Origin of the sequence: Agrobacterium sp. ST15.13.013 (genome assembly GCF_027956525.1) — a bacterium.
In the GTDB taxonomy this organism is placed as follows: domain Bacteria; phylum Pseudomonadota; class Alphaproteobacteria; order Rhizobiales; family Rhizobiaceae; genus Agrobacterium; species Agrobacterium salinitolerans.
On the sequence record NZ_JAQKGP010000013.1, the window covers coordinates 85,271 to 109,315 of the forward strand.

A 24,045-nucleotide genomic window follows, 5' to 3' on the forward strand; every position below is an offset into this window, starting at 1 on the left:
GACCTCGATCCTTTGTTCTTACTCCGCAGGTTGCTGCATTGCGGCCGCAGGGCCGGATCGTTCGCGATTTCCGGAAAGGGCGCGCTGGCCGAGCCCAATGATGACGACGGTCGAAAGGCTGGCGGCGACGGACACCCAGAAACCGTTATCCGGGCCGAAATTATCGATCACCCAGCCGGAGACGAAGGCGCCGAGCGCCATGCCGATACCGATGCCGGTCATCACCCAGGTTACACCTTCCGTCAGCATCGATTCCGGTACGCGGCGCTCGATCAGGCCGAATGAGGTGATGAAGATCGGCGAGATTGCAACGCCGCTGAGGAAAACGGCAAAAGCGAGAAGCGCAACGGAGGTGTTGGCGACAAGCAGCGGCAGGGCGGTGAGCGCAAGCACGCTGACGGCAATCAGCAATTGTCGTTGCAGGGGCATTTTGGGATTGAGTGCGCCAAGGATGAGGCCGACCACGAAGGAGCCGATTGCGTAAACGCCGATGACGAGGCTGGCGGCTTCCGGTTGACCAAGCGCCTTGGTGATTGCGACGGCGCTCACCTCGGCCGTGGCGAAAGTCGAGCCGACGAAGATCAGGGCAAGCGTGATGATCTGGACCGGCCGCAGGAAGATAGCCGAACGCTGCCGGCGGCCGCTTTCAACCGGCCGCACCTTGGGCTCGGTCGAGCGTTGCAGAAGGAAAGCAAAGGTGCCAAACGCCAGGAAGGTGGTGCTGATCATCATGCCCGCTTCCGGAAAGAGCGAAACCGCAAGTCCAACGGAAAGCGAGGCGCCGGAGATGTAGACGAGTTCATCTGCGGCGGATTCAAAGGCGAAGGCGGTGTTCAGTTCAGGTCGGTCGCGGAAGATTTCCGTCCAGCGGGCGCGCATCATGGCGGGAATGCTTGGCATGGCGGCGGCGAGGAAGGCGGAAAGGAACAGCGTCCAGGCAGGCCATTTCTGATTTGTCGCGATAATCAGTACCGCAAAGGCGATGACCGAGACGATGGTGGCGGGGATGAGGACCTTACTCTGCCCTTTGCGGTCCACCAGTCTGGAGATTTGCGGGGAGAGGGCGGCATTGGTCAATGCAAAGGTTGCCGAGACGGCGCCGGCCAGCCAATATTCGCCATGGGTCTGGGAAAGCATGGCGACGATGCCGATCGGGGCCATGGCAATGGGGAGGCGGGCGAAGAAGCCGGCGGCGGAAAAGCCTTTTGCGCCTGGAGCCCGGAAAATTTCTCTGTATGGATTAGACATCGGGATGCACCTTGTTCGAAGGGTGTCCACCACATACATACGTGGCGTATGTTAATGAAATAATTGCATACGGCGCGTATGTCAACTAATATACGTGACGTATGAGAAAAATGGAGAAGAAATGCGCAAACCTCGCAGTGAAATGATTGCCGAGACGCGGGCGAAGCTTCTGGCTACGGGCCGCAAGGCCTTTGGCAGCATCGGTTATGCTGAAGCGTCTATGGACGACTTCACCGCCGAAGCCGGTCTCACCCGTGGCGCGCTCTACCATCATTTCGGCGATAAAAAAGGCCTGCTTTCGGCCGTTGTGGCCGAAATCGACGCGGAAATGACTGCAAGGCTTTGTGATATTTCTTCGAGGGCCGATTCCCGGTGGGAGGGTTTTGTCGAGGAGAATCTCGGTTATGTGCGCATGGCTCTCGAACCGGAAATCCAGCGGATCATGTTTCGCGACGGACCGGCGGTGCTGGGTGATCCATCGCGCTGGCCAAATGCCAATGGCTGTATTTCCGCTGTCGCCCGAAGTCTGGAGGCGCTCCGGGAGGAAGGCACCATCGGTGACATCGATCCGGAGGCATGCGCCCGCTTCATCAATGCAGCAAGCAGCAGCGCCGCCCAATGGATCGCCAATTCCGACGATCCCGAAGCCACCTCGAAGCGGGCGGTTGAGAGTTTCCGGGCCTTTCTGGAAGGACTACGGATCAGGAAAGGTTGATCGATCCGGGCTATCGTTTGGTCTCGCGGGTGTCGATTGCTCCAGCGAATCGGAGGCTTGTTGAACGCGTCCGACGGCCTGTTCCGGCGGCGGATGATGAGAAACTCGAGACATCTCGATACAGTTTTTCCGACGCAAAGAAAAACCGTCCGATCCAGCCGATTTCTGTTTACTTTTGCCGAAATTGCACGCCATCACGCTTGCTGAATTCGCTGCCAGGCGTATCGCAAAACCACGGAGGATGAGATGAAGGCACTGGTGCTGGAAGAAAAGGGCAAGCTCTCGCTCAGGGATTTTGATATTCCCGGTGGAGCGGGTTCAGGTGAGCTCGGACCGAAGGATGTGCGCATCCGCACCCATACGGTTGGCATCTGCGGCTCGGACGTCCATTATTATACCCATGGCAAGATCGGTCATTTCGTCGTCAACGAGCCCATGGTCCTCGGCCACGAGGCTTCCGGCACGGTGATCGAAACCGGTTCCGATGTCACCCATCTGAAGGCGGGTGATCGCGTCTGCATGGAGCCCGGCATTCCCGATCCCACATCACGCGCCTCCAAGCTCGGCATCTACAATGTCGATCCGGCTGTCCGCTTCTGGGCGACGCCGCCGATCCATGGTTGCCTGACGCCGGAAGTCGTTCACCCCGCAGCCTTCACCTACAAGCTGCCGGACAATGTGTCCTTCGCCGAAGGCGCGATGGTCGAACCTTTCGCAATCGGCATGCAGGCGGCCCTCAGGGCACGCATTCAGCCCGGTGATATCGCCGTTGTCACGGGCGCCGGCCCGATCGGCATGATGGTTGCCCTGGCAGCATTGGCCGGCGGTTGTGCCAAGGTCATCGTTGCCGATCTCGCTCAGCCGAAGCTCGATATCATCGCCGCTTATGACGGCATCGAGACGGTCAATATCCGCGAACGCAACCTTGCCGAAGCGGTTTCGGCCGCCACGGATGGCTGGGGTTGTGATATCGTCTTCGAATGCTCGGGTGCTGCACCCGCCGTGCTTGGCATGGCGAAGCTGGCGCGGCCGGGCGGTGCCATCGTGCTTGTTGGCATGCCCGTCGATCCGGTTCCGGTCGATATTGTCGGCCTTCAGGCCAAGGAGCTGCGGGTGGAAACGGTCTTCCGTTACGCTAATGTCTACGACCGTGCCGTTGCGCTCATCGCCTCCGGCAAGGTTGACCTGAAGCCGTTGATTTCCGCGACCATTCCCTTCGAAGACAGTATCGCCGGTTTCGACCGCGCGGTGGAAGCGCGGGAAACGGATGTGAAATTGCAGATCGTCATGCCGCAATAACGGCTGAAGCCTGCCGCTGATGATTGAGCGGCAGGGACGTTGCGGAAAAGTATGAGTGTGGCCTGCCGGCATCCGGCAGGCCACACGTCAAAATTTCACCTGAAATCGTCTTCGGCTGCGCATTGTCTGGGCGCATCACGCCAAATTGAGCGGAAAATTCGCCACGCCCGCCGCGTTTATAGTCAGCCCTTTCAGACGACTCTTCAATTCTCGACAAAAAAGAGTCAAAAAAGTATCGGCAATTTCTTCGGCGTGATGTGGATGCAGAGATGCCGCACGCCATATGCTCTCATCAACGCCTTGGACGAGCCATAAAGAGGAATGGCCCGCTCCGTGAATACGGCGGACGTAAGGATGGGAGGAACTATGATGCAGCCCGATCTGGAACTGGTGCACATCCGCAAGGGCGAATCTTTCGCTGCCTGGCGGCATGGCTATCCGTTCCGTACCGTGCGCTGGCACTATCATCCCGAATACGAAATTCATCTGGTCGTCGCGACGTCAGGCACCTTTTATATTGGTGACTTCGTCGGCCGCTTCGGCCCCGGTCAGCTCATCATGACCGGCCCCAATCTCCCCCAGAACTGGATCAGCGAGATCGAGCCGGACGAAATCGTGCCGACACGCTCTCTCGTGATCCAGTTTCCGGAGAGTTTTATCGAAGATGCCTGCGCCTCCATGTCGGAAATGGAGGTCGTGCGCGGCCTCCTTGATCGCAGCCGTCGCGGTATCCTGTTTGACGACGAGACGAGCGACCGCGTTCGTCCGCTCATCCTTAGGCTTATCGAGGCGCAGGGCCTGACCCGTCTGGCGCTCTTCTGGGAAATTCTCGATCTCCTGGTCAACGCGCCGTCTTCAGAAGTGCTGGCGAGCCTGAGTTACGAGCTCGATCTGACCGGTATAGGCGATAGCGGCATCAACCGTGCACTCTCGCATCTGCGCGAACATCTGACGGAACAGGTTGAGGAAATCGATCTCGCCGACATGGTGGGCCAGAGCCCGAGCGCCTTTTCCCGCGCCTTCAAGCGCCATACGGGAACGACGCTGGTGCGCTATCGCAATCAGTTGCGCATTGATCTTGCCTGCCAGATGCTGCTGGCGGATCAGGACGTGAAAGTGGCGGAGGTCTGCTACGATGTGGGCTTTTCCAACCTTTCCAATTTCAACCGGCATTTCCTGAAATTGAAGGGAATGTCGCCGTCGAGGTTCCGAACCATTTTTGCGGCCCAGAAGGCAGCTGTGATGGCGGAGTAAACCAGCGACACATCGCCGATTTCCAAGAATTCGGGCAGAGGTCTGTCCGGAAACGGGCACCTGTTGCCCCAACTTTCCAAACGGGAGGAAGAGTGAGATGAAAATGAAATCCAAGTTTCTGATGGCGACAGCCGCAATTGCAATGATGGCCGCTCCGGCGCTGGCGCAGGAAAAGCTGAAGATCGGCATGACCTTCCAGGAACTGAACAATCCCTATTTCGTATCGATGCAGGAAGCCTTGAAGGAAGCTGCCGCCAGTATCGGCGCTGACGTCGTGGTCACCGACGCCGGCCACGATGTGGCAAAGCAGATTTCCGACGTTGAAGACATGCTTCAGCAGAAGATCGACATTCTGCTTCTGAACCCAACCGACAGCGCCGGCATCGAAGCCGCCGTACACGCCGCGAAAGCTGCGGGCGTGATCGTTGTTGCTGTCGACGCCAACGCCAACGGCCCGGTCGATACCTTCGTCGGTTCCAAGAACCGTGATGCTGGCTATCAGTCGTGCAAATATCTCGGTACGTCGTTGAACGGCAAGGGTGAGGTTGCCATCCTCGACGGTATCCCGGTCGTTCCGATCCTGCAGCGCGTCGAAGGCTGCAAGGCTGCACTCGCGGAATTCCCCGAGATCAAGCTCGTCGACACGCAGAACGGCCGTCAGGACCGCTCCGTTGCTCTCGGCGTCGTCGAAAACATGATCCAGTCGCGCCCGAACCTCGCCGGCATCTTCTCGGTGAATGACGGCGGTGCCATGGGAGCGTTGGCTGCTATCCAGGGTTCCGGCAAGGACATCAAGCTGACCTCGGTCGACGGCGCCCCGGAAGCGGTGAAGGCAATTGCAGACGGTGGTCCGTTCATCGAAACCACCGCGCAGTTCCCGCGTGACCAGGTCCGTGTCGGCCTTGCCATGGCGCTCGCCCAGAAGTGGGGTGCTCGCGTTGTGCCGAAGGAAGTACCGATCGACGTCATGGTCGTCGACAGCAAGAACGCCGGCGAGTTCAGCTGGTAAGAACGCCTCCCGCGTCCCGTCCCCGCTTCATGCGGGGGCGGGGCAGTCCCGACCATTGAGGAGGGTGAAATGCTGGAACTGAATGGAATAAGAAAAAGCTTTGGCAAGATCGAAGTCCTGCGTGGCGTCGACCTTGAGGCGCGCGCCGGCGAGGTGCATGCGCTTCTGGGCGAAAACGGCGCAGGCAAGTCGACGCTGATGAAAATCCTGTGCGGCATTCTGCAGCCCTCGGAAGGGACGATCCGCATTGATGGCAAGGATCGCCGCTTCGCCAACTATGACGAGGCGATTGCCGCCGGTGTCGGCATCGTTTTTCAGGAATTCAGCCTGATCCCCTATCTCAACGCCGTGGAAAACATGTTTCTTGCCCGCGAAATCCGCGGGCCGCTGCGCCTTTTGAACAAGGGCGCGATGCGCAAGCGCGCCGCGGAAATCATGAGCCGGCTGGCGGTTGATGTTCCGCTTGACGTGCCGGTGCATCGCCTTTCGGTTGCCCAGCAACAATTTGTCGAGATCGCCAAGGCACTGTCGCTCGATGCCCGCATTCTCGTGCTCGACGAGCCGACCGCCACACTGACGCCTTCCGAGACGGAGCATCTATTCACGGTCATGCGCGAGCTGCGGCGTCAGGGTGTGGCAATCATCTTCATTTCGCACCACCTCGAGGAAATATTCGAGATCTGCGACCGCATTACCGTTCTGCGCGACGGCGAATTGATCGGTTCCTGCCTGACCTCGGAAGTCGACAATGACCGCCTGGTGGAGATGATGGTCGGTCGGCGCATCGAAGCCAGCTTTCCGCCCAAGCCGCAACTTGATCCCGCCGCCGCAAAGGTGATCGAAGTCGAAGAGCTGCAATTGAAGAAGGGCGGTCCCGTCTCGCGCTTTGCTCTGCGCAAGGGTGAGATCCTCGGCTTTGCCGGGCTCGTTGGCTCGGGCCGCACGGAAACCGTTCTCGCCATGCTCGGGGCACATTCCGCCTCGCGCCGCAAGATCAAGGTCGACGGTGTGGACACGCGCTTTTCCGGCCCTGATGAGGCGCTGATGCGCGGCATCGGCCTGCTGCCAGAAAGCCGCAAGGAAGAGGGGCTGATTACCAGCTTCTCCATCCTCCAGAATATTTCGCTGAACAACTATCGCAAGTACCGCAAGGCTCACTGGTTCCTCGATCTCAAAAAGGAACTGGAGCATACGACAAAAGCGATGGCGCAGGTGCAGGTCAAGGCGCAGGGGCCGTACGCCCGCGTCGACACGCTGTCCGGCGGCAACCAGCAGAAGATCGTGATTGCCCGCTGGCTGAACCATGACATGCGCGTCTTGATCTTCGACGAGCCGACACGCGGCATCGATGTCGGCGCAAAGGCAGAAATCTATTCGCTGATGCGCGAATTTGCCGCCAGGGGCCATTCGATCATCATGATCTCCTCGGAGCTGCCGGAAGTGATCGGCATGTCCGACCGGGTCTGCGTCTTCCGTTCCGGCGGCATCGTCGCCACCGTCGAAGGCGCAGACATCAATTCAGAAACAATAATGACAAACGCCACCACCGGGAGAGTTGAACATGTCGCTTGATGCAAACACCGGCACCGCCGCGAAAACGGGCGGCTTCAGTCTTGGCGCCATGCTGCGTTCGCCGCTCGCCCTGCCGCTGGCGGGCCTGATTGTCGTCTCAATCCTCATGGGGCTCGCGAGCGACAATTTCTTCAGCGTCAACAACATCATGAACGTGCTGCGGCAGGTATCCGTCGTCGGCATTCTGGCCGTTGGCATGACATTCGTCATCCTCACCGGCGGCATCGACCTGTCGGTCGGTGCGGTCATGGCGCTGGTCGGCACGCTGTCGGCCGGCCTGATGGTGAATACCGGACTGTCTCCCGCGGTTGCTTTGCCGGCTGGCCTCTTTATCGGGCTTGGTATCGGCATCTTCAACGGGGCGCTGGTCGCCTGGGGCAGGATGCCGGCCATCATCGTCACGCTCGCCACCATGGGCATGGCCCGTGGCCTCGGCCTCATCTATTCCGGCGGTTACCCGGTCAGCGGCATTCCGAGCTGGATTTCCTGGTTCGGCGTCGGCCGCGTTGGCATCGTTCCGGTGCCCGTTATCATCATGGTGGTGATCTATGCGGTGGCGTGGGTGCTGTTGCAGCGCACGGCCTTCGGCCGCCACGTTTATGCGCTTGGTGGTAACGAACTGGCCGCCCGTCTTTCGGGTGTGAAGACCGGGCGCGTCAAGCTTGCCGTCTATGGCATCTCCGGTGTGACGGCCGCTTTTGCCGCCCTCATCCTCACCGGCCGCCTGATGAGCGGTCAGCCCAATGCCGGTGTCGGCTTCGAACTGGACGCCATCGCGGCCGTCGTTCTCGGCGGCACGGCGATTGCCGGCGGCAGGGGCCTCATCCTCGGCACGCTCATCGGCGCGGTGCTGCTCGGCATTCTCAATAACGGCCTCAACCTGATGGGCATCAACCCCTATCTGCAGGATGTCATCAAGGGCGGCATCATTCTGCTGGCCATCTATATCGGGCGCGAATGGCGCTGAGCCGGCCTGGAAACATCTTCATAAACGCAGGAGAATTAAATGTCTGAATCGCTGCAAGGCAAGATCGCGGTCATCACCGGCGCCGCATCCGGCATCGGGCTTGCCACCACCGAAGCGCTGTTGGAACAGGGCGCAACCGTGGTCATGGTCGACTGGAACGAGAAGGCCCTGAATGATCTGGTCGCCAAGCTCGGCGACCGCGCCATCCCGCAGGTCACCAATCTGCTCGATGCCGACAGCTGCAACGCGATGATCCCGGAGATTCTCAAGAAGGTCGATCATATCGACATTCTCTATTGCAACGCCGGCACCTATATCGGCGGCGATCTCACCGAAACGACGCCCGAAGCCATCGACAAGATGCTGAATCTCAACGTCAACGCGGTCATGAAGAATGTTCATGCCGTCGTGCCGCATATGTCGGAGCGCAAGACCGGCGATATCGTCGTCACCTGCTCGATCGCCGGTCATTTCCCGACCTACTGGGAGCCGGTCTATTCCGGCTCGAAATGGGCGATCACCAGCTTCGTGCAGGGCATGCGTCGCCAGATGATCCCGCACGGCGTGCGCGTGGCGCAGGTCTCTCCCGGCCCGGTCGTTTCCGCACTTCTCGCGGACTGGCCGGAGGAAAATCTTCGCAAGGCCAAGGAATCCGGCAGCCTTATCGATGCGAGCGAAGTGGCCGATGCCGTCGTTTATATGCTGACGCGCAAACGTACCGTCACCATCCGCGACATGCTGGTCTTGCCGACCAACTTCGACCGCGTTTAATAATCTCTGAAGCGGCGGAAGAACCGGAACGGTTCCGCCGCTTTAACCTGTTTAAGCGCCGGATGATCCGCTCCGAGGAGTATCGCAAATGGCTTCCTATCTTGTTGGCGTCGATGTCGGGACCGGCTCGGCGCGGGCCGGTGTCTTTGATGTCGCGGGCAAGCTTCTCGCCACCGCCAAGCGCCCGATCAGCATGCATCGCGAGGATGGCGGCATTGCCGAACAATCGAGCGCAGAGGTGTGGCAGGCGGTCTGCGACAGCGTCCGCGAAGCCGTTTCCCGCGCCGGTATCGATCCGGCCGAGGTCGCCGGCATCGGTTTCGACGCCACCTGTTCGCTTGTCGTGCGCGGACCGGAAGATGAGACCCTGCCGGTGGGCGCACCCGATCATCCCGAGCGCGATATCATCGTCTGGATGGATCACCGCGCCGTCGAACAGGCGGAGCGTATCAATGCCGGCGAACATGCTGTGCTGAAATATGTCGGCGGCCGTATTTCCCCGGAAATGCAGACGCCGAAACTGCTGTGGCTCAGCGAAAACAGGCCCGACATCTATGCCCGGGCCGAGCATTTTTTCGACCTCACGGACTTTCTGACATGGAAGGCGTCGGGCGCGCTTGATCGCTCCGCCTGCACGGTAACTTGCAAGTGGACTTATCTCGCCCACGAAAAGCGCTGGGATGCGGAGTATTTCACCCGTATCGGGCTTGGCGATCTCGCCGAGCAGGGCTTTCGCCGCATCGGTCAAAGCGTCGTCCATCCCGGCACGGCGCTGGGTAACGGTTTGACGGAAGACGCTGCAAAAGCCATGGGTCTGGTTGCGGGCACAGCCGTTGCCGCGGGTCTGATCGACGCCCATGCCGGCGGCGTCGGCACGGTGGCTGCGGGCGGCGATGCGTCGCGATGCCTCGGTTATGTTTTCGGCACCTCGTCCTGCACCATGACGACCACCACCGAGCCCGCCTTTGTGCCGGGTGTCTGGGGGCCCTATTATTCGGCCATGGTTCCTGGCGCATGGCTGAATGAAGGCGGCCAGTCCGCTGCCGGCGCTGCCATCGATTATCTCGTGCAGCTGCACCCGGCCTATGCAGAGGCGAAGGCGCTTGCCGACAAGGAAGGCAAAGCCTTGCCGGTATGGCTCGCTGACCGGGCGCTCAATCTTGCCGCATCCGCTTCCGCTGCTGCAAAGATCACCGAGGATTTTCACGTGGTGCCGGAATTTCTCGGTAACCGCGCGCCGTTTGCCGATCCCCATGCACGCGCCGTCATCGCCGGTTACGGCACCGAGACCGGCGTGGATTCCCTCGTGGCGCTTTATGTGGCGGGTCTTCTCGGCCTCGGTTACGGGCTTCGCCAGATCATCGAAACGCAGGCCCGCAACGGCGCGCCGGTGGAAACCATCAGCGTCAGCGGCGGGGCAGGCGCTCATCCGCTTGCCCGGCAGTTGCTGGCCGATGCGACGGGGCTTCCCGTTGAACTGACCGAATGCGAAGAGCCGGTGCTTCTCGGCTCGGCCATGCTGGGCGCCGTTGCCGCTGGAACCTATCCCGACCTCATTGCCGCCATGCCGGCGATGTCGCGGATTGTAAGCTGCGCAAGGCCCGATCCTGATTTTCAAATGGTTCATCAGGTGCGTTACGACGCGTTCCTGGCGCTCCAGAGCGCTGCCCGCGCCATTCGCGCCTCCAGTCATTCCTGAGCGGCTCCAAGAACTCACATCATCCGGCCGTCATGGCCGCAAGAAATAAAGAGGATTCCATGCAGTTTTCCGGAAAATCCGTCATCATCACCGGCGCAGGAAAAGGCATCGGCCGTGCCTGCGCGCAACTGATGGCCGCCCGCGGTGCGGACGTGGTGGCGATCAGCCGCACGCAGTCCGATCTCGACAGCCTGAAAAGCGAAATCGGCGGACGTTCGATCCGCGTTGATCTTGCCGATGTCGCCGCCACCCGCGCTGCGATGGCGGAGGCTGGCCCCTGCGATTTCCTCATCAACAGCGCCGGCATCAACGTGCTGGAAAGCGTGCTCAACATGAGCGACGCGGGTTATGAAGCCGTGCTGGGGATTAACTTGCGTGCGGCCCTCGTCACCTGCCAGGAATTTGCCCGCGCCCGCATCGCAAATGGCGGCGGCGGCGCCATCGTCAACATCACCTCAATCGCCGGTCATCGCGGTTTTCAGGATCACCTGTGTTATGCGGCCTCTAAGGCAGGTCTAGAGGGCGCAACGCGCGTTCTCGCCAAGGAGCTCGGCCCCCACGGTATTCGCGTCAACGCCGTCGCCCCAACAATTACGCTGACTGAACTCGCAGCGGAAGCCTGGAACGACCCCGCAAAGAGCCAGCCGATGATGGTTCGTCATCCGCTCAACCGCTTTGCGGAAGCAGAAGAGGTGGCGCAGAGCATCGCGCTGTTGCTTTCCGATGACAGCAAGATGATTTCCGGCGCCGTATTGCCTGTTGACGGCGGTTTCCTCGCTGTTTGATGTGCGCGGGGAAGTCTGACGCGCAAACGCCTGCCCGACAATAAAAGAACGCCCGACAAACCGCCGGGCGCTCCTCTTAATGAATGACAATGCTATTAATGACGATGTTCTGGCATGTCCTTCAGCTGGTCCTTGGTCCATGACGTGACCGCGTGGACATCGCCGTCCTCATCCCGCATGAAATCAAGATCGCTAAGCGGTACTGCGACGGGCTTTGCGCCGATACCAAGAAAGCCGCCGACATCGATGATGGCGGTGCTGCCTGCCCCGACGCCGTGAACATGATCGACCTTGCCGACCTTGTGATCGTCTGCACCATAAACGGTGGCGCCTTCAAGAACGGACGGCGTCAATTCGGTTTCAACCAGGCGGACGTGATTGGTGTGATCCATTGTTCTTGCTCCTGTCGTGGTTTGCAGAAAACAAACTCCTCCAACGCAAAACCGTTCCATCGAATGGCGCTGGCCGGCGTCAGCCGGTGAGGTCTGGTGATTTCTCATCGGTACATTGTTGGGGTTTGCGGCAGGCGGTTTCGAAAAGGTTGCGGAATGGTCACACCTTTTCTCTGGAAGACAAGTTTTCGCTAAATTGCAACCGCTAAAGTTGTTGCGATGACGTGGCTGGATGTTATCTCTGCGTCAGGTTGAATCATCAAGGGGATGAGGGATGAAAAAGTTGGGGGCGGTTTTGCTGGTGGCTCTTTTGAGCGCATGTGCAAAGCCATCTGACGGACCGACCGCAGGCAATATCCGATCTGCGACTTTTCCTCGAACCAACGAAAAAATCCCAGTCATCGAGCTCGCGAATGCGTCGGCGGCTACGGTTTCCGCCGGAAGCCTGCAGAATGCTTCCGGCCCCGGCCTCACAGCGCTTCGCAACACCGGCTACAACGCCCAGAGATTGCGTCGCGGCGACGTGATCGACATCACCGTGCTGGATACCGGCGAAGACGGGCTTTTCTCCCCGACGCAAAGCAAGACGCTCAATCTCGGACGCTTTACGGTGGACCAGAGCGGATCGGTGAATATCCCCTTCGTAGGCAAACAAAGGGTGGTGGATTCGACACCCGAGGGGCTGCAATCGCAGGTCGTCGCCGGGCTCAAGGGATCAGCCGTGAACCCGCAGGCCGTCGTCACTGTCGTCGACAAGCCGACGAGCGCCGTCATGCTGAGCGGTGCGGTGAAAAACCCCGGAAAAATAATGCTTACCGCCCGTCAGGAGCGGGTGCTCGATGCGCTCAATCAGGCTGGCGGCCCGACCGTCGCTCCGGGCGCTGCCACGGTTACCGTCGTTCGCGGCTCGCACAGGGCGAGCGCGCCGCTTGACCGCGTCATGCGGGAAGACCGCCAGAATATCCGCCTGTCGCCGGACGATCAGATCATGATCGATGGCGATGCGGCGAGCTACACCGCGCTCGGCGCTTTCAAGAGCGCCGGCGAATTCCAGTTCGAAGCCGGAAAACTCACGCTGGCGCAGGCTGTCGGCCGCGCCGGCGGGTTGCTTGATGACCGTGCGGACGCACGCAATGTCTATGTTTTCCGCAACGAGATCATTCAGGTGCCGTCGGCAACCGCATCGGGCGCGAAAGGCCCGGTTGCGACGGCCACGACCGTGCGGCCGGTGATTTATCACGTCAATATGCGCGATGCTTCCAGCATTGCCCTCATGCAGCTCTTCCAGATGCAGAAGGGCGATGTGCTCTATGCCAGCAACGCGCCGCTGGTGGATTCGGCCAAGCTCCTGACCGTGTTCCAGAAGAGCGTGCCGACGGCCGCAGCACCGCTTCCCGGCGGCGGCAACTGACCAATTAAGCGCTACAAAAGCTGTAGCGCTTCCATCGCCGATTGCGGACGCGACGCGGGTTCGCCCTGACAACAGGCGTCCGCAAAATCCGTCAGCCTTTGCGTTGTTCGCACCTCGCCCGTCGCGATAAGCCGCCGGGCAAGCCGCCCCACGGAGAATATATCCTGATCCGGCTTTGCGGTTGCGTCCCGCATCCGTTCCGGTGCTGCAAATTCGTGCGAGGCGGCAAAGCGCATGCCCCGGTCCGCGTGTTTTTGGCCGATTTCCAGAGCAATGCCGAAATCGCCAAGCCTGCCCCTTTCGAAATCGCCATCCTCCAGCAGAATATTGGCTGGCGTGACATCGCAGTGGACGTACCCCCGTGCATGCATGGCGCTCAGCCCTTCCAGGAGGCGGCGAAGGATTGCGATCGCCTGCGGCGCGGTAACCGGCGGCTGCGATGCAAGCGATGCCAATGATTGCGGAAACCATGGCTGCAACAGGCCCGGCCGGCCATCGGCCAGTCTCAGCAGCGCCGATGTTTCCACCAGAAACGGATGGCGCAATGTCAGGCCGAGCTGCGCCTCCTCGCGTAATCTTTGCAGCAGCGCCGCGTCGTTTCTCAACGCCGGCGGCGTGGTTTTCAGGGCATGAAGGGAGCCGAGATCACGGTGCCGCACCTGCAGCAGCAGCGTGTTTTCGCTTTCGTAGGCAATCCGTTCAAGGGCAAAACTGTCGGCGATCCAGCCGGGTTTCGCATCGGAAAAATACGAGATTTTCCGGTCCAGCGCATTTCTGACCTGATCGATCAGGTCTTTCTGTTCTTCGGCAGGCCTTTCCCGCATGCCGTCATGGCGAATGCTTTGCCATAGATCGGAAAAGCGCTCGGAAACCTGCGGATAGGCAGGTCCGTCGCCCGTTTGTTTACCCTTACTCAAGCCGGTTTCCAATCACGATGGCGCTGACATTCTCGCGTGCGTCCTCGATCAACGCTTCCTGGATCAGGGCGCTGGCGCAATCCTTGATCGCAGTGTCGCCGACAATCTCGGCAATGGCTCGCTCCTTCAGGATTTGTACCAGCGGATAGCTGCACAGGAGCAGCCTGTCCTGCGCCCCCCAGTCTTCCCCGACGATATCCGGGCGGAATTGCTGGGAAAGGCCGACACATTGCGCGAGCTGCCTTTTCATGCCGACAACGACGTGATCGCGCGAAAGCTGATGCATGGTTCCGTTTTTCAGGAGATAGGCGCGCGCATCGCCGGACCACAGGACGCTCAGTCTGCGGCCGATAATGGAGGCAATGATGACGCTCGCCATCGGCCTGCCGTCGGCGCCCAGGGCTTGTCGGGAAAGAAGCAGGCTGTTGACGGTGCCGAGCTTTCCCCTGATCTGCTGCGCCATCACCCTGGGGCTTTCGGCATCGGGTGTCTCGGCAAGAGTATTTGTGGCCAGACGTGCTGCTTCCACGGCGCTGTGCGTATCGCCCTGTCCATCCGCTATGGCGAAGAGGGCAGGGGTCTGGGAAACGAAGAGCGAATCCGCGTTCAGGGAAAGCCGTGTTCCCGGGTGCGTGGCATAGCTGTAGATCACCGATGACGGCTGTTCGGTTGGCGGTGCGGGCGCGGACGTCATCACGGGCGGAGTTTTGGGTTTCGCACTTTCCTGCGCCTGTACGGATGTCGAGCGGTCCTCCTCGCTCTTGCCTGCCATGTCGCTGAAGAGGCGCAGGAAATCGGAAGCTTTCGGTTTGCCGTCGAATTTGAGACCGCGGGCACGGCGGCTGACGGGATCGATGCGCCACCAGAGGCTCGTCGGTACGCGGCCACGCACCATGTCCGCCGCATCATCATCGTCTTCCCGTGGTTTCGGCAGGCGCAGTTTCTTGACGGAGGTATTAAACCGGGACATGTCGAAATCGCCCGTCATGGATGTTTCGGCCAGCGCCTCGGCGGCCATGAACCAGGTATCGTCTAGATAGAGCGTTCTCGGGTGTTTCCGGAAGCTATTGAGCTGCGCGATGATGGCAAGCGGATATTTGCGCCCCACCCGGTCTGCACTGGGTACCAGCACGCCGGCATAGGCGCAGTTTCCCCATATGCCGTTTTCGATGATAAAGCGTATGGGCGGCGATGACGTAAATATTTCGGGCCATCGGCTCGAGAAAGTGTCCGCGCAGGCGTGCAGGCCGGATCGCATCCAGTCGTCAAATGTCCCGATCAGCTCCCGTTCAAGCCCATCGGAGATGAAGTCGCCATGGCTGGGGACCTTGCCGAAGAAGCCGATACGGTCGCTTTCCGCCGCGGTTTCGGCGGGCCTCGATGCCTGATTGGCCATCAGTCGTTATTGACCGCGTTGCTTTTCATCGTTGTTTTCATCATAGATCCCCTCCTTAAAAAACGGTGCGCTGCCCCGCCGCTAAAATTGCGCGGGGCAGGCAAAGCCGGCGATGGCGTCCAGCCTGAACGGGTTGAGAACTGAGCCGAACTGAATATCGAATTCGGCAGCCTGCCCGCCATTTGCAAATCGCACCCGCAGCAGATCGCCCGACTGGTTTTCGATGTCGGCGCCGTCGAACAGCCGGAATGGCGACCAGTCGCCGTTTTCGGTTTTCGCCTGCTGCCAGCCGCCCGGCTGGAAAGCGATGCGCGACAGGCTCGCCGTGTTTTCGCGCGAGGGCCAGGTGATCGATTTCGCCTGAATGGGGCCGTGATAATAAACCACCCGCTCGCCTTCGATTTCCAGCATCACCGCGCTGGAGGCATTGGTGAGCGAAACGGGTTTGACATTGATAGACACCGCCGGCGTCTCGCTGCCGTTCGGGAAAAAGGCGCGCGAAATCTTGTCGGCATTTTCGAACTGGGCAACGGCGCTGCTTGGAATGCCCGCGGCGCCGAAGGTGCCTTTCCAGCTCCAGGGGTTGGTCGTCTTGTCGACAAAGGCTTCCATTCGCTGTTTGAAGAAGGACTGGAAAACACCGGTCGGCCCAAAGAGACGGGTGAAATCCGCGATGGCGACATCGCGGGAAGATGACCTGTCGAAAGGATAACGCCCGGTCACGATGGAAGAGCAAAGGGATGCCGCATCGGCCGCCCAGAGTTCGGCAATGCGGCTGCGGGCGGATTTGACCGCAAGCGAGCCGACATCAGCCGCCACACCCGCCACCCACACATCGAGGGGCGCCGGCAATTCACGGGCCTGCTGCAACAGATCCTGATTGGCCTTGGTGAGTTGACTATCCACGTCGAACACCTTGGCGACTTCATCGGAGGTGGTTGCCGAACGGGCAAGCTGCTCGTTCAACATCTTGAAATGCGCGAGCAACTGTTCCGATGGCGAACCTCCGGCCTTGCCGCCATTGGCCTGCTCGCCCGTTGTGGCAGCGCCCTTCGCCGCCAGCATGTCCCGCAGTCTCGCATAGGGATCGGCTGCGTTCACCGTGGCGGCCAGAACGGCCGATGTTGCGTCGTCTTCAGCGGCGGAGGCGAGGGCGGCGGGGTCTGCTCCGGGGCGCAGATCGGTCGCCTCCGCGATCGATCTGGCAGCCTCCATCACGATATTGCGTTCATTGGCAAGCGCGCGGGTTGTTTCCACCGCGTCGCCAAGGGTCTGGGACGGCTTGACCCGAAGGTCGGCCAGCGTATCGGCCCATTTTTTCTCGAAACGGTCGAAATAGATTTGCAGCGCGGCCTGCGCCACCTGCTCGACGGTTGCGCCACGGAGTGCATCATCGGAACCGCGCACCCATCCTTCGGAAAGTGCGATGCGCGCCGCATGGGCGATCTGCGGAATGACGACGCTGCGATATCCCTCCGCCGTGAAAAGACCTTCGATGCCTTCCGCCATCGGCGCTTTGCTGCGCCGCTCGAAGGCGCGCTCTCCCAGCGGGCCGAAGGCCGTGGCGGGTGTCCATTCCATCAATTCCCGCGCCTGCGGAAGACCGGCGAGAATATCATAGGCGCGCGTGCCGACAGCCTGGTTGCGAATGGTTTCACGGGCAGTTGCGATGAGCCGTGCGTCGAGCTCAATCGGGGCGAGTACGCCGTCCGCCAGCGCTTTTGCATGCTGGTCGAGCGCTTCTCTCGCCGCCGCCCTTCCATCGCCGGGATAGAGGGAGGCAAACATCTGGTGCGTCTGCACGGTCAGGAAATCGGGGTCCAGCGGACCCATGCCGCCCAGCATTCCGTAGAGCTTCAGCGAATTGAAGGTGCGCGTGACATCCTTTTCATCCTCGAGCTGTTTCTGCAGCTGCACGATCATGCGCGGCAGGAGCAGGGCATTGAGCGCGCGCTGATAGGCGTCACGCTGCCGTCCCACGATCTTGCCTTCCTGATCGAGCCCGAAACTGACGTTCCACACTCTCTCGCGGGCAAAGCCGGAATTGACATCGCGCAGATTGTCGAGCGCGGGAAGGATGCGGAGAAAATCGGCGTCTGAAACATCGCGCACGGGAATGCCCTGAACAAGCTGTTCATAAGCGCCAAGTTTGCGATCTGCTTCGGCAAGCGCCTGTGTATTGGCGAAATAGGTGAAAATCCAGCCGGTGAAGACGATGGCGACTGCTGCGGCCGAAACACCATAGGCGATGCGTCGCACCAGCAATTGCCGTCCGGAAAGGCGCTTGTCGCGCATCACCAGCGCGGCTTCGGGGAAGATGACATCCTTGAAAAGCCGCGACAGGAAGTAGCTTCGGCGGGTTCGGGGCGCTGCGGGAGACCTTTCCGTTTCCGGCTGCGTTCCCGAAGCGAGATAAACGCCACGCAAAAGCGGCGCTTCGATCAGCGGGGACCGTGCGCAAAGTTCGGTCAGAGCCTCATGGAGCCGGTCTTTCAGCCGCGCGAGTTCGGCGGGGAAGCGGAAGATGCGGCCGCGCGTCTCGGCATTCTGCTCCTGCTGCAGGCGCTCGATCAGCATCGCATCAACCCGCTGTTGCAGCAGTTCGAACTCTTCCGTCAGGCGTTGCGGTAGATCCTCGGCGGTATAGCTCTCATCCAGCTTGAAGGTCGTGCCCCACACCTGCTGGCGGTCGGTCTTGTTGAAACCGTCGAAGAATTCGACGAAACCATGCAGCAGATCGGCCTTGGTCAGCACGATATAGACCGGAACGCGGGCGTGCAGATATTCATCCAGTTCCGAAAGCCGCTGGCGAATGGAGCGCAGTTCCTGCCGTTGTTCCTCGGCGTCGCGGGTGAGAAGATCGGGGATGGACAATGTCACCAGCGCGCCGTTGATCGGCTGCGAGCGGCGATAGCGTCTCAGAAGGCCGAGGAATCCTTCCCAGCCGGCTTTGGATGAGCCATCGAGGTCATCCTGTGTGGTGTAACGGCCGGCGGTATCGATCAATATCGCCTCGTCGGCGAACCACCAGTTGCAGTTACGCGTGCCGCCGATGCCCTTCACTGCGTTTTCGCCGAGCGCATCGCCAAGCGGAAATTGCAGACCGGAATTGGTGAGCGCCGTCGTCTTGCCGGAGCCGGGTGCGCCGAAGATCACGTACCAGGGAAGGTCGTAAATATAACCGAAACGCTTTTTCGTGACCCGCCGCAGCAGCGCCAGCGCTTCCTTGAGACGCATCTGGATCTCGCCGACCTCGGCCTGGCGGTTGGCCAGGGCTTCGCGCTCGATACTGTCGACAAGGTCCTTGTCCTGCTTGCGCCCGCGATAAATGGTGACGGAGATATAAAGCAGCCAGATGGCGAGAACAATGCCGATGGCGATGAGCCGGGCCTGCGTCGTTCCCAAGGGCTTGAAATCACCCAGCGCGACCAGATAGCCGTAAAACCAGATGACGATGCAGAGCGCGATCACCCATAACAGCGACAGGAAACGGCGGCCGATGAGAGCGGCATAGCTCTCGACATAGGATCGGATCGTATAAAAATAGCTCAATGGATTCATGGCTGTGCCTCTTGCGACTGCTGTCCCGAACTGTTCTGGATGGTCGGCGAGAGAATGCCGGCGTCGCTCAGTTTTTCATCGGGATTGGTCAGGACCATGATTTCCGTTCTGCGGTTGATCTGGCGGCCTTCCTCCGTTTTGTTGTCGGCGATCGGGTCGCTGTCGGCACGGCCTTCCGTCAGGATCGCCTCCGGGCCGGTGAATTGTGAAAGAATGTCCCCGACGGCCTTGGCGCGGGCTTCGGAAAGGTGCCAGTTGGACGGAAATTCCACCGTCTTGATCGGCACCGTATCGGTATAGCCGATGACAACGGCGCGGAATTTCTCAGCCGCAAGCGCGCCGCCGATACGCTGGATGAGATCGCGGAACTGCGGGCTGACATCGGCGCTGCCGGTGGAAAACAGGCCCGAATTGTTGATGCGAATGCGCAGCCGCCCGTTTACATCCGCCAGCGTGACAAGCTTCTTTTCGACTTCCGGCTGAAGGAAGGCCATCAGCTTTTCAAGCCGGGAGGGTTGCCGTGGTTCCAACGGCTTCGGCGGTTCCACGACCTTGGGCGTTTCGACGAGCGCCGGCGGCTGGGGCGGGCTTGCGATCAGCACGCTCGGCGTCTCGTTCGGTGGGAGATGGGCGAGCCTCTCGAATGTGACATCTGATGCGTTGTTGAGCGACAGCGTGAAGAAGAGATAACCAAGCGCAAAGGCAAGCGCCATCAGGGACAGCAGGGTCCACAGCGCAGCCATCGTGCGCAATGGCGTATGACGGGCTTCCACGCCTTTCCAGTGCGGCGAAAGCTCCCGTTCGAAGGCGCCGTATTGGCCAATCAGCGTCTTGTAGAGGCTGTCGCGGATGCGCGAAAGCTCCAGCGCGCCCTTTGGCGAAACGCGGGTGCGCCCTTCGAAAGCCAGCGACAGGCAGAGATAGATCAGCAGCAGCAGATCCTTGCTGGCGCCGGGCGACTGGTGGAAATGGTCGAGAATGTCGAAAACCCGGTCGCCGCCGGTGACATCGTTGTGGAAGGTGGTGACAAGGCCGGAGCGCGCCCAGCCTGCCCGCACGCCCCAGGGTTTGCTCAGAACGACATCATCCACCGTGGCGCAGACGACATAGTGCGCCGCTCTTGCCCGCTCGGGGCTGATGCGGGCGGAAGCGAGATCGCGCTCGTAGCGGGTGATCGCCTCAATGCAGGCGCGGCGAAGCTGATCGGGATCCGGCTCCGCATCGCTGAAGCGCAGCAGATGCGCGAGGTTGAGTAGGGGAGCGGCCGATTGCACGAGCGTCGGTACATCGCCGCCGCCGAAATGGAAACCGGAGAGCAGCTGATCGATCGGCATGGCGGCCGCGCTTGCCTTCGGTTGCCCGGCCGACGCGTCGGTCTCGACAATGTCTTCGAGGATCGCCGCCATGTTGCGGGCGTTCTGGTTGCGTCGGCGGCTTTCCTCGGTGATTTCGACCACTGTTGGCAAATCCTGCCAGGAGGAGGGGTTTTCCTTGCTCATTCGCGTAACGCCCACATTTCCATCTCAAGTCCGGGGAACTCGCCTGCCAGATGCAGGGCAATCGCGCCGGAGGTCTCAAGCTGCTTCCAGAGGGGCGATTGCGTGTCGATCTCGAAATAGACGGTGCCGGACCGATAGGGCAATTGCCGCGGCAGGACCGGCAGGGAGCGCACTGGAATGCCGGGCAGAGCCACATTGACCAGTTCAGAAATCCGCTCCACCGGCCCGACCTTGATCTGTGCCGGCAGACGGCGGCGAATGTCTTCGGCGGCCATATCCGCGCGCACTGCGAGCACGAAGCCGGCATCGCGCAGCAGCGTGCGATCGTGGATGGTGCCGACGCGGACGCCGTGGCGGCGCTCCACCAGTTCGATCGCCACGGCTGCCTGTTCCAGGACCGCTGACAGCGATGTGCGCAGATCGTCGAAAACCGCCCCGAAGGTGGCTTTCAAGTCCTCGTGCCGATAGGGCGGGAAATCCGTCGCCCGCTTTTTGTCCGTGGTGAAGGTTGCAAGCTCGCCGGCAAGCTGGATGCAGTCTTCGTAAAAACGGATGGGGTGAAAGCGCGTGGCGTTGGCGCAGCGATGCGCCAGCAGCGGATCGGCCCGATTGAGGATTTGCAGCAGGAAATAATCGCCCACTTCCGCCGTTCCCCTTATCGTCGGATCGCCGATGCGTTCGGCAATTGCCTGGGCACGGTGGCGCACGATCCCCAGAAGCTCCGTCAGCAATTCGTTGAGGCGGGGTGCCGCCGCGCAGCTCAGGCTCGGAGGAATGAAATCCGGGTCCAGAATGACCGCGCGATCAGAACGGACCTCGATGACCCTTGCAAGACCGATGAGATCGTAACCGGAGAGATCGTCGCCGGTTTTGAGGAATTTCAGGCTAAGACGGCCAACATCGATGGGCGCCACGAAATCCGTCTCGATATTGGTGTCGGAGACCTCATAGCTGGAGGCGGTGAAGCGCACATTGTTCGCATCGTTGCGTCCGCTGGCGGACATATCCGCCTTGCCCGGCTGCCGGGCCGGCAGGGCGAGATAGATAACGGCGTTCTTGACGCTTTCGTCGAGATCGAGCGGCGGCGGCAGGTCGGCATCTTCAGGCGCTTCGAAGGGCGTTCCATCGGGAAGAACGCCGCGCAGGTTCGACAGGGCGAATTGACCTATCGACAACGCGCTGCGGTCAACGCCGATTTCGGCGATGCCCCACGGATAAGGCGAGAGGTTGCGTGTGGCGTTGCGCACCAAGCGTTCGGTCCAGCGGTCGGATTGCTGAAAATGCTGAACGCGAAGAAACATGCCCTCGCTCCAGGCAACACGGTTCTCATGTCTCATCGTGGTTGTTTACCCCCTTTACATCGGCCTTAATCGCGTCAGGTTCCAGCGTGGGCGCGGCCTCACCGCGCGCTGCCCGCTGCAGGAACTGCCTGACCGGCAATGGACGGCCGTTTTCCTCAAATTGCTTTTTGTAAGTGGACCAGTAGTCGGTCTTCATGATCAGCCCCTGCCAGTCGCGGCGCTCGATTTTGGCACGAAGATCGTTGCCGGCATCGACAGAGGCTTCGAGAAGCCTCGGCTCGAGTTTTTGCGTGCAGCCATGGATCAGCGTTTCAAGCGAGGCGGCGAGCCGCCGCTGCTGGCGGATGAGCGTTTCCATCCGTTCGCTCAGGGAGGCTGACGAACCGTGGCCGGCGCTCTCGCCTTCAACGTCGAGAATGGCCAGACAGTCGGCGCTTTCCTGCTCCAGCACGGTCAGAAGATCGCCGATCTCCTGCGCAGTCGAAGCGCCCGCAGCCGATGCATCCTCTGGTGTCAGGTCTTCACCCGTTTCCGGGAAAACGCTGTCGAAATCCTCGTTACCTGAGGCCGAAACCGGACGAGAGATCATCACCGGCGTGTTCAGGGCGTCGGTATGTTCGTGCTCGCTGCTTGCAACCGGCTCCTCGTCCCAGTTATCCGGCAGAACGGTGCCTGTTCTACGCGCCGCGGGCGGCTCGCTCCAGCCGATCTCGACATTTCGCGAAATGGATTTCGCCTTCCGCTTCGTGCCCTCGCGCCATGTTTCGGACCAGTCGTCGGCGGAGGCGGTGTTGCCCAACACGCCGCCGGCCGAGCGGCCATTCGGGGCGATGTCGGCAAGTATCGCCGAAATGGTCAGCGGCTCGTCACTCATGCGCAGGGAAGCATCGGGATCGGAAAAATCCAGCTCGGCATCGCCGCTGATGGCAACGTGAAAAACCTGCCCGCCAATGTTGATTTGCGAACCGTCGCGGAGACGCGCGCTTTCGCCTTCCAGAAGCAGGCGGCCATCGACCAGCGTGCCGTTCGCGCTCTGGTCCAGTATCGTGAAACCTTCGCCATCGCGGCTGAGCGTGCAGTGCAGCTTGGAAACGCGCCGCTCATTGTCGTCGATCTGCCAGTCGCAATCGCGAGACCGGCCGATGACGCGGCGGCCGCGCTCGAAGCTCCACTGACTGGCTCTTGCGGCTCCGATATTTCGTGTGTCCTTGAGTGCAAGCTTCATGTTCATGCCCTCACGCGGAAATCGCCGAGCCTTCCCGCTCGGTCACCACAGCATCGGCGCTGTCTTTTTGGGCAGGCGCCACACGAGCCCAGCTGTTCCAGCCGAGGCGGGCGGGGGCATCGGGCTGGCCGAGGCGGCAAAAGGGAATGTCCTCCTTTTTCAGGATCACCTGCACATCGAAATGCAAGGCGCTTCCGACGAACAGGCGTGTCAGCGAAAATATCTCCGTAAGCCGCTTCGATCCGGGCGTCAGGGCCAGATAATCCGCATAGGCGACGGGACCGATCACGATCCGGAAGCCGCCGCTCATATCTTCGACAGCGCTTCCTGCCGTCGTGTTCTGTCCGAGCCTCAGCCCGGATGCCTGCCCGAGCTGACTTTGTTCGTGAAGCGGCAAAGCCACCCATCGCCGACGAAACTGCTCGACATTCACCGGAAGTCCCGTGAACTCGCAAAGCATGGAGGTCAGGGCCGAAACATTGCGGTTGCGGCCGGCCAGAAGGCCGCTGAAACGCAGGAGCGCATCTTCGCTCACGCCTGCCTTTTCCACCAGACCGGCTGTGCGGAACCCGGTGAGTGCAAGCAGGGTTTTGCGAAAACCGTTCTCCCGCTGCTCGGCCGACCAGCGCAATCCCCTTGCGAGGCGGTATTTTTCGGTCGCGGATACAAACAGTTCGCTGAACCTTACCGCGAACAGATTGAAGAAGCTTGCCAGCGCGCCGGAGCGACTGCGCTCTTCCCGCTGCAGCAATTCGCCATAGACCGGCGGCAGCGAACCGAGCGGCCCGACAATGGGCGCGAAGGCGGATTTCAGTTCGGCCTGGCCGCGTTTGCGGTTGAAACCGCTGATCGCCAGCGGGGTCGGCTGTGTTCCGCCATGAGCGCCGACGACAATCCCATCATCCGCCGAAACCAGCTGGGCGACGCGAAACGCGGTGGCGGGCTCAAAACGGCCGGGATCGTCGCTGAGAAGCGCGGCCTGCCGGTCTTTCATGGTTGGCGTCTGCTGTTCCATCCCGGTCTC

General features: G+C 60.8%; 19 protein-coding genes. 10 read left to right on the forward strand and 9 right to left on the reverse strand.

Features of this window, described 5'->3' with window-relative positions; all coding sequences use genetic code 11:
- Positions 1-18: 18 nt before the first annotated feature.
- Positions 19-1,248 carry an MFS transporter gene (locus PL597_RS14815; protein ID WP_137411858.1) on the reverse strand — a complete coding sequence of 410 codons (1,230 nt, stop codon included), beginning with the start codon at positions 1,246-1,248 and terminating at the stop codon, positions 19-21.
- 121 nt (positions 1,249-1,369) lie between these two features.
- On the opposite strand from PL597_RS14815, the gene PL597_RS14820 reads away from it, so the two are divergent.
- From PL597_RS14820 to PL597_RS14860, 9 genes are all read left to right on the forward strand, one after another.
- On the forward strand, positions 1,370-1,963 hold the full coding sequence (locus PL597_RS14820) for a TetR/AcrR family transcriptional regulator (protein ID WP_162520527.1): 594 nt from the start codon (positions 1,370-1,372) through the stop codon (positions 1,961-1,963).
- 246 nt (positions 1,964-2,209) lie between these two features.
- On the forward strand, positions 2,210-3,262 hold the full coding sequence (locus PL597_RS14825; RefSeq protein WP_137411859.1) for an NAD(P)-dependent alcohol dehydrogenase: 1,053 nt from the start codon (positions 2,210-2,212) through the stop codon (positions 3,260-3,262).
- A gap of 369 nt (positions 3,263-3,631) precedes the next feature.
- Positions 3,632-4,516 carry an AraC family transcriptional regulator gene (locus PL597_RS14830; protein WP_077983140.1) on the forward strand — a complete coding sequence of 295 codons (885 nt, stop codon included), beginning with the start codon at positions 3,632-3,634 and terminating at the stop codon, positions 4,514-4,516.
- Positions 4,517-4,613: 97 nt separating this feature from the next.
- Positions 4,614-5,525, forward strand: a complete 912-nt coding sequence (locus PL597_RS14835) for an ABC transporter substrate-binding protein (RefSeq protein ID WP_077983139.1) — start codon at positions 4,614-4,616, stop codon at positions 5,523-5,525.
- 69 nt (positions 5,526-5,594) lie between these two features.
- A complete protein-coding gene (locus PL597_RS14840) occupies positions 5,595-7,097 on the forward strand; it encodes a sugar ABC transporter ATP-binding protein (protein WP_077983138.1) in 1,503 nt (500 codons plus the stop codon).
- Positions 7,087-8,064, forward strand: a complete 978-nt coding sequence (locus PL597_RS14845; RefSeq protein WP_137411860.1) for an ABC transporter permease — start codon at positions 7,087-7,089, stop codon at positions 8,062-8,064. Before PL597_RS14840 ends, PL597_RS14845 begins: the two co-directional genes overlap by 11 nt.
- Positions 8,065-8,103: 39 nt before the next feature.
- A complete protein-coding gene (locus PL597_RS14850; RefSeq protein ID WP_065654942.1) occupies positions 8,104-8,835 on the forward strand; it encodes an SDR family oxidoreductase in 732 nt (243 codons plus the stop codon).
- Between the two features lie 88 nt (positions 8,836-8,923).
- A complete protein-coding gene (locus tag PL597_RS14855; RefSeq protein ID WP_137411861.1) occupies positions 8,924-10,534 on the forward strand; it encodes an FGGY-family carbohydrate kinase in 1,611 nt (536 codons plus the stop codon).
- 59 nt (positions 10,535-10,593) lie between these two features.
- Positions 10,594-11,319 (forward strand): SDR family oxidoreductase, encoded by a 726-nt coding sequence (locus PL597_RS14860; protein ID WP_080794037.1) that lies wholly within the window; start codon positions 10,594-10,596, stop codon positions 11,317-11,319.
- A gap of 95 nt (positions 11,320-11,414) precedes the next feature.
- Here the strand turns inward: PL597_RS14860 and PL597_RS14865 are convergent, their stop codons facing one another.
- The gene (locus tag PL597_RS14865) at positions 11,415-11,711 is read right to left on the reverse strand and encodes a PRC-barrel domain-containing protein (protein WP_003522015.1); all 297 of its coding nucleotides are present in this window, start codon (positions 11,709-11,711) and stop codon (positions 11,415-11,417) included.
- Between the two features lie 274 nt (positions 11,712-11,985).
- On the opposite strand from PL597_RS14865, the gene PL597_RS14870 reads away from it, so the two are divergent.
- Entirely contained in the window at positions 11,986-13,122 is a 1,137-nt protein-coding gene (locus PL597_RS14870; protein WP_137411864.1) for a polysaccharide biosynthesis/export family protein, read from the forward strand.
- Between the two features lie 11 nt (positions 13,123-13,133).
- On the opposite strand, the gene PL597_RS14875 is transcribed toward PL597_RS14870, so the two are convergent.
- From PL597_RS14875 to tssG, 7 genes are all read right to left on the reverse strand, one after another.
- Positions 13,134-14,039, reverse strand: coding sequence for a protein kinase domain-containing protein (locus tag PL597_RS14875; RefSeq protein ID WP_137411865.1), 906 nt, complete (start codon positions 14,037-14,039; stop codon positions 13,134-13,136).
- The gene (tagF, locus tag PL597_RS14880) at positions 14,032-15,435 is read right to left on the reverse strand and encodes a type VI secretion system-associated protein TagF (RefSeq protein ID WP_137411866.1); all 1,404 of its coding nucleotides are present in this window, start codon (positions 15,433-15,435) and stop codon (positions 14,032-14,034) included. The genes PL597_RS14875 and tagF overlap by 8 nt, the downstream gene beginning before the upstream one ends.
- Before the next feature lie 81 nt (positions 15,436-15,516).
- A complete protein-coding gene (gene tssM, locus PL597_RS14885; protein ID WP_137411867.1) occupies positions 15,517-18,996 on the reverse strand; it encodes a type VI secretion system membrane subunit TssM in 3,480 nt (1,159 codons plus the stop codon).
- The gene (tssL, locus tag PL597_RS14890; RefSeq protein WP_191217425.1) at positions 18,993-20,495 is read right to left on the reverse strand and encodes a type VI secretion system protein TssL, long form; all 1,503 of its coding nucleotides are present in this window, start codon (positions 20,493-20,495) and stop codon (positions 18,993-18,995) included. The genes tssM and tssL overlap by 4 nt, the downstream gene beginning before the upstream one ends.
- Positions 20,492-21,832, reverse strand: a complete 1,341-nt coding sequence (tssK, locus tag PL597_RS14895; protein ID WP_137411869.1) for a type VI secretion system baseplate subunit TssK — start codon at positions 21,830-21,832, stop codon at positions 20,492-20,494. The genes tssL and tssK overlap by 4 nt, the downstream gene beginning before the upstream one ends.
- Entirely contained in the window at positions 21,822-23,027 is a 1,206-nt protein-coding gene (locus PL597_RS14900; RefSeq protein WP_170985646.1) for a type VI secretion system-associated FHA domain protein, read from the reverse strand. The genes tssK and PL597_RS14900 overlap by 11 nt, the downstream gene beginning before the upstream one ends.
- Positions 23,028-23,031: 4 nt before the next feature.
- Positions 23,032-24,036 (reverse strand): type VI secretion system baseplate subunit TssG, encoded by a 1,005-nt coding sequence (tssG, locus tag PL597_RS14905; RefSeq protein WP_137411871.1) that lies wholly within the window; start codon positions 24,034-24,036, stop codon positions 23,032-23,034.
- Positions 24,037-24,045 lie beyond the last annotated feature (9 nt).

Bases quoted from the DNA above. Each gene is read 5' to 3' on its own strand.
- PL597_RS14815 (WP_137411858.1), bottom strand. From the start codon at position 1,248: ATGTCTAATCCATACAGAGAAATTTTCCGGGCTCCAGGCGCAAAAGGC.
- PL597_RS14820 (WP_162520527.1), top strand. From the start codon at position 1,370: ATGCGCAAACCTCGCAGTGAAATGATTGCCGAGACGCGGGCGAAGCTT.
- PL597_RS14825 (WP_137411859.1), top strand. From the start codon at position 2,210: ATGAAGGCACTGGTGCTGGAAGAAAAGGGCAAGCTCTCGCTCAGGGAT.
- PL597_RS14830 (WP_077983140.1), top strand. From the start codon at position 3,632: ATGCAGCCCGATCTGGAACTGGTGCACATCCGCAAGGGCGAATCTTTC.
- PL597_RS14835 (WP_077983139.1), top strand. From the start codon at position 4,614: ATGAAAATGAAATCCAAGTTTCTGATGGCGACAGCCGCAATTGCAATG.
- PL597_RS14840 (WP_077983138.1), top strand. From the start codon at position 5,595: ATGCTGGAACTGAATGGAATAAGAAAAAGCTTTGGCAAGATCGAAGTC.
- PL597_RS14845 (WP_137411860.1), top strand. From the start codon at position 7,087: ATGTCGCTTGATGCAAACACCGGCACCGCCGCGAAAACGGGCGGCTTC.
- PL597_RS14850 (WP_065654942.1), top strand. From the start codon at position 8,104: ATGTCTGAATCGCTGCAAGGCAAGATCGCGGTCATCACCGGCGCCGCA.
- PL597_RS14855 (WP_137411861.1), top strand. From the start codon at position 8,924: ATGGCTTCCTATCTTGTTGGCGTCGATGTCGGGACCGGCTCGGCGCGG.
- PL597_RS14860 (WP_080794037.1), top strand. From the start codon at position 10,594: ATGCAGTTTTCCGGAAAATCCGTCATCATCACCGGCGCAGGAAAAGGC.
- PL597_RS14865 (WP_003522015.1), bottom strand. From the start codon at position 11,711: ATGGATCACACCAATCACGTCCGCCTGGTTGAAACCGAATTGACGCCG.
- PL597_RS14870 (WP_137411864.1), top strand. From the start codon at position 11,986: ATGAAAAAGTTGGGGGCGGTTTTGCTGGTGGCTCTTTTGAGCGCATGT.
- tagF (WP_137411866.1), bottom strand. From the start codon at position 15,435: ATGGCCAATCAGGCATCGAGGCCCGCCGAAACCGCGGCGGAAAGCGAC.
- tssM (WP_137411867.1), bottom strand. From the start codon at position 18,996: ATGAATCCATTGAGCTATTTTTATACGATCCGATCCTATGTCGAGAGC.
- tssL (WP_191217425.1), bottom strand. From the start codon at position 20,495: ATGAGCAAGGAAAACCCCTCCTCCTGGCAGGATTTGCCAACAGTGGTC.
- tssK (WP_137411869.1), bottom strand. From the start codon at position 21,832: ATGAGACATGAGAACCGTGTTGCCTGGAGCGAGGGCATGTTTCTTCGC.
- PL597_RS14900 (WP_170985646.1), bottom strand. From the start codon at position 23,027: ATGAACATGAAGCTTGCACTCAAGGACACACGAAATATCGGAGCCGCA.
- tssG (WP_137411871.1), bottom strand. From the start codon at position 24,036: ATGGAACAGCAGACGCCAACCATGAAAGACCGGCAGGCCGCGCTTCTC.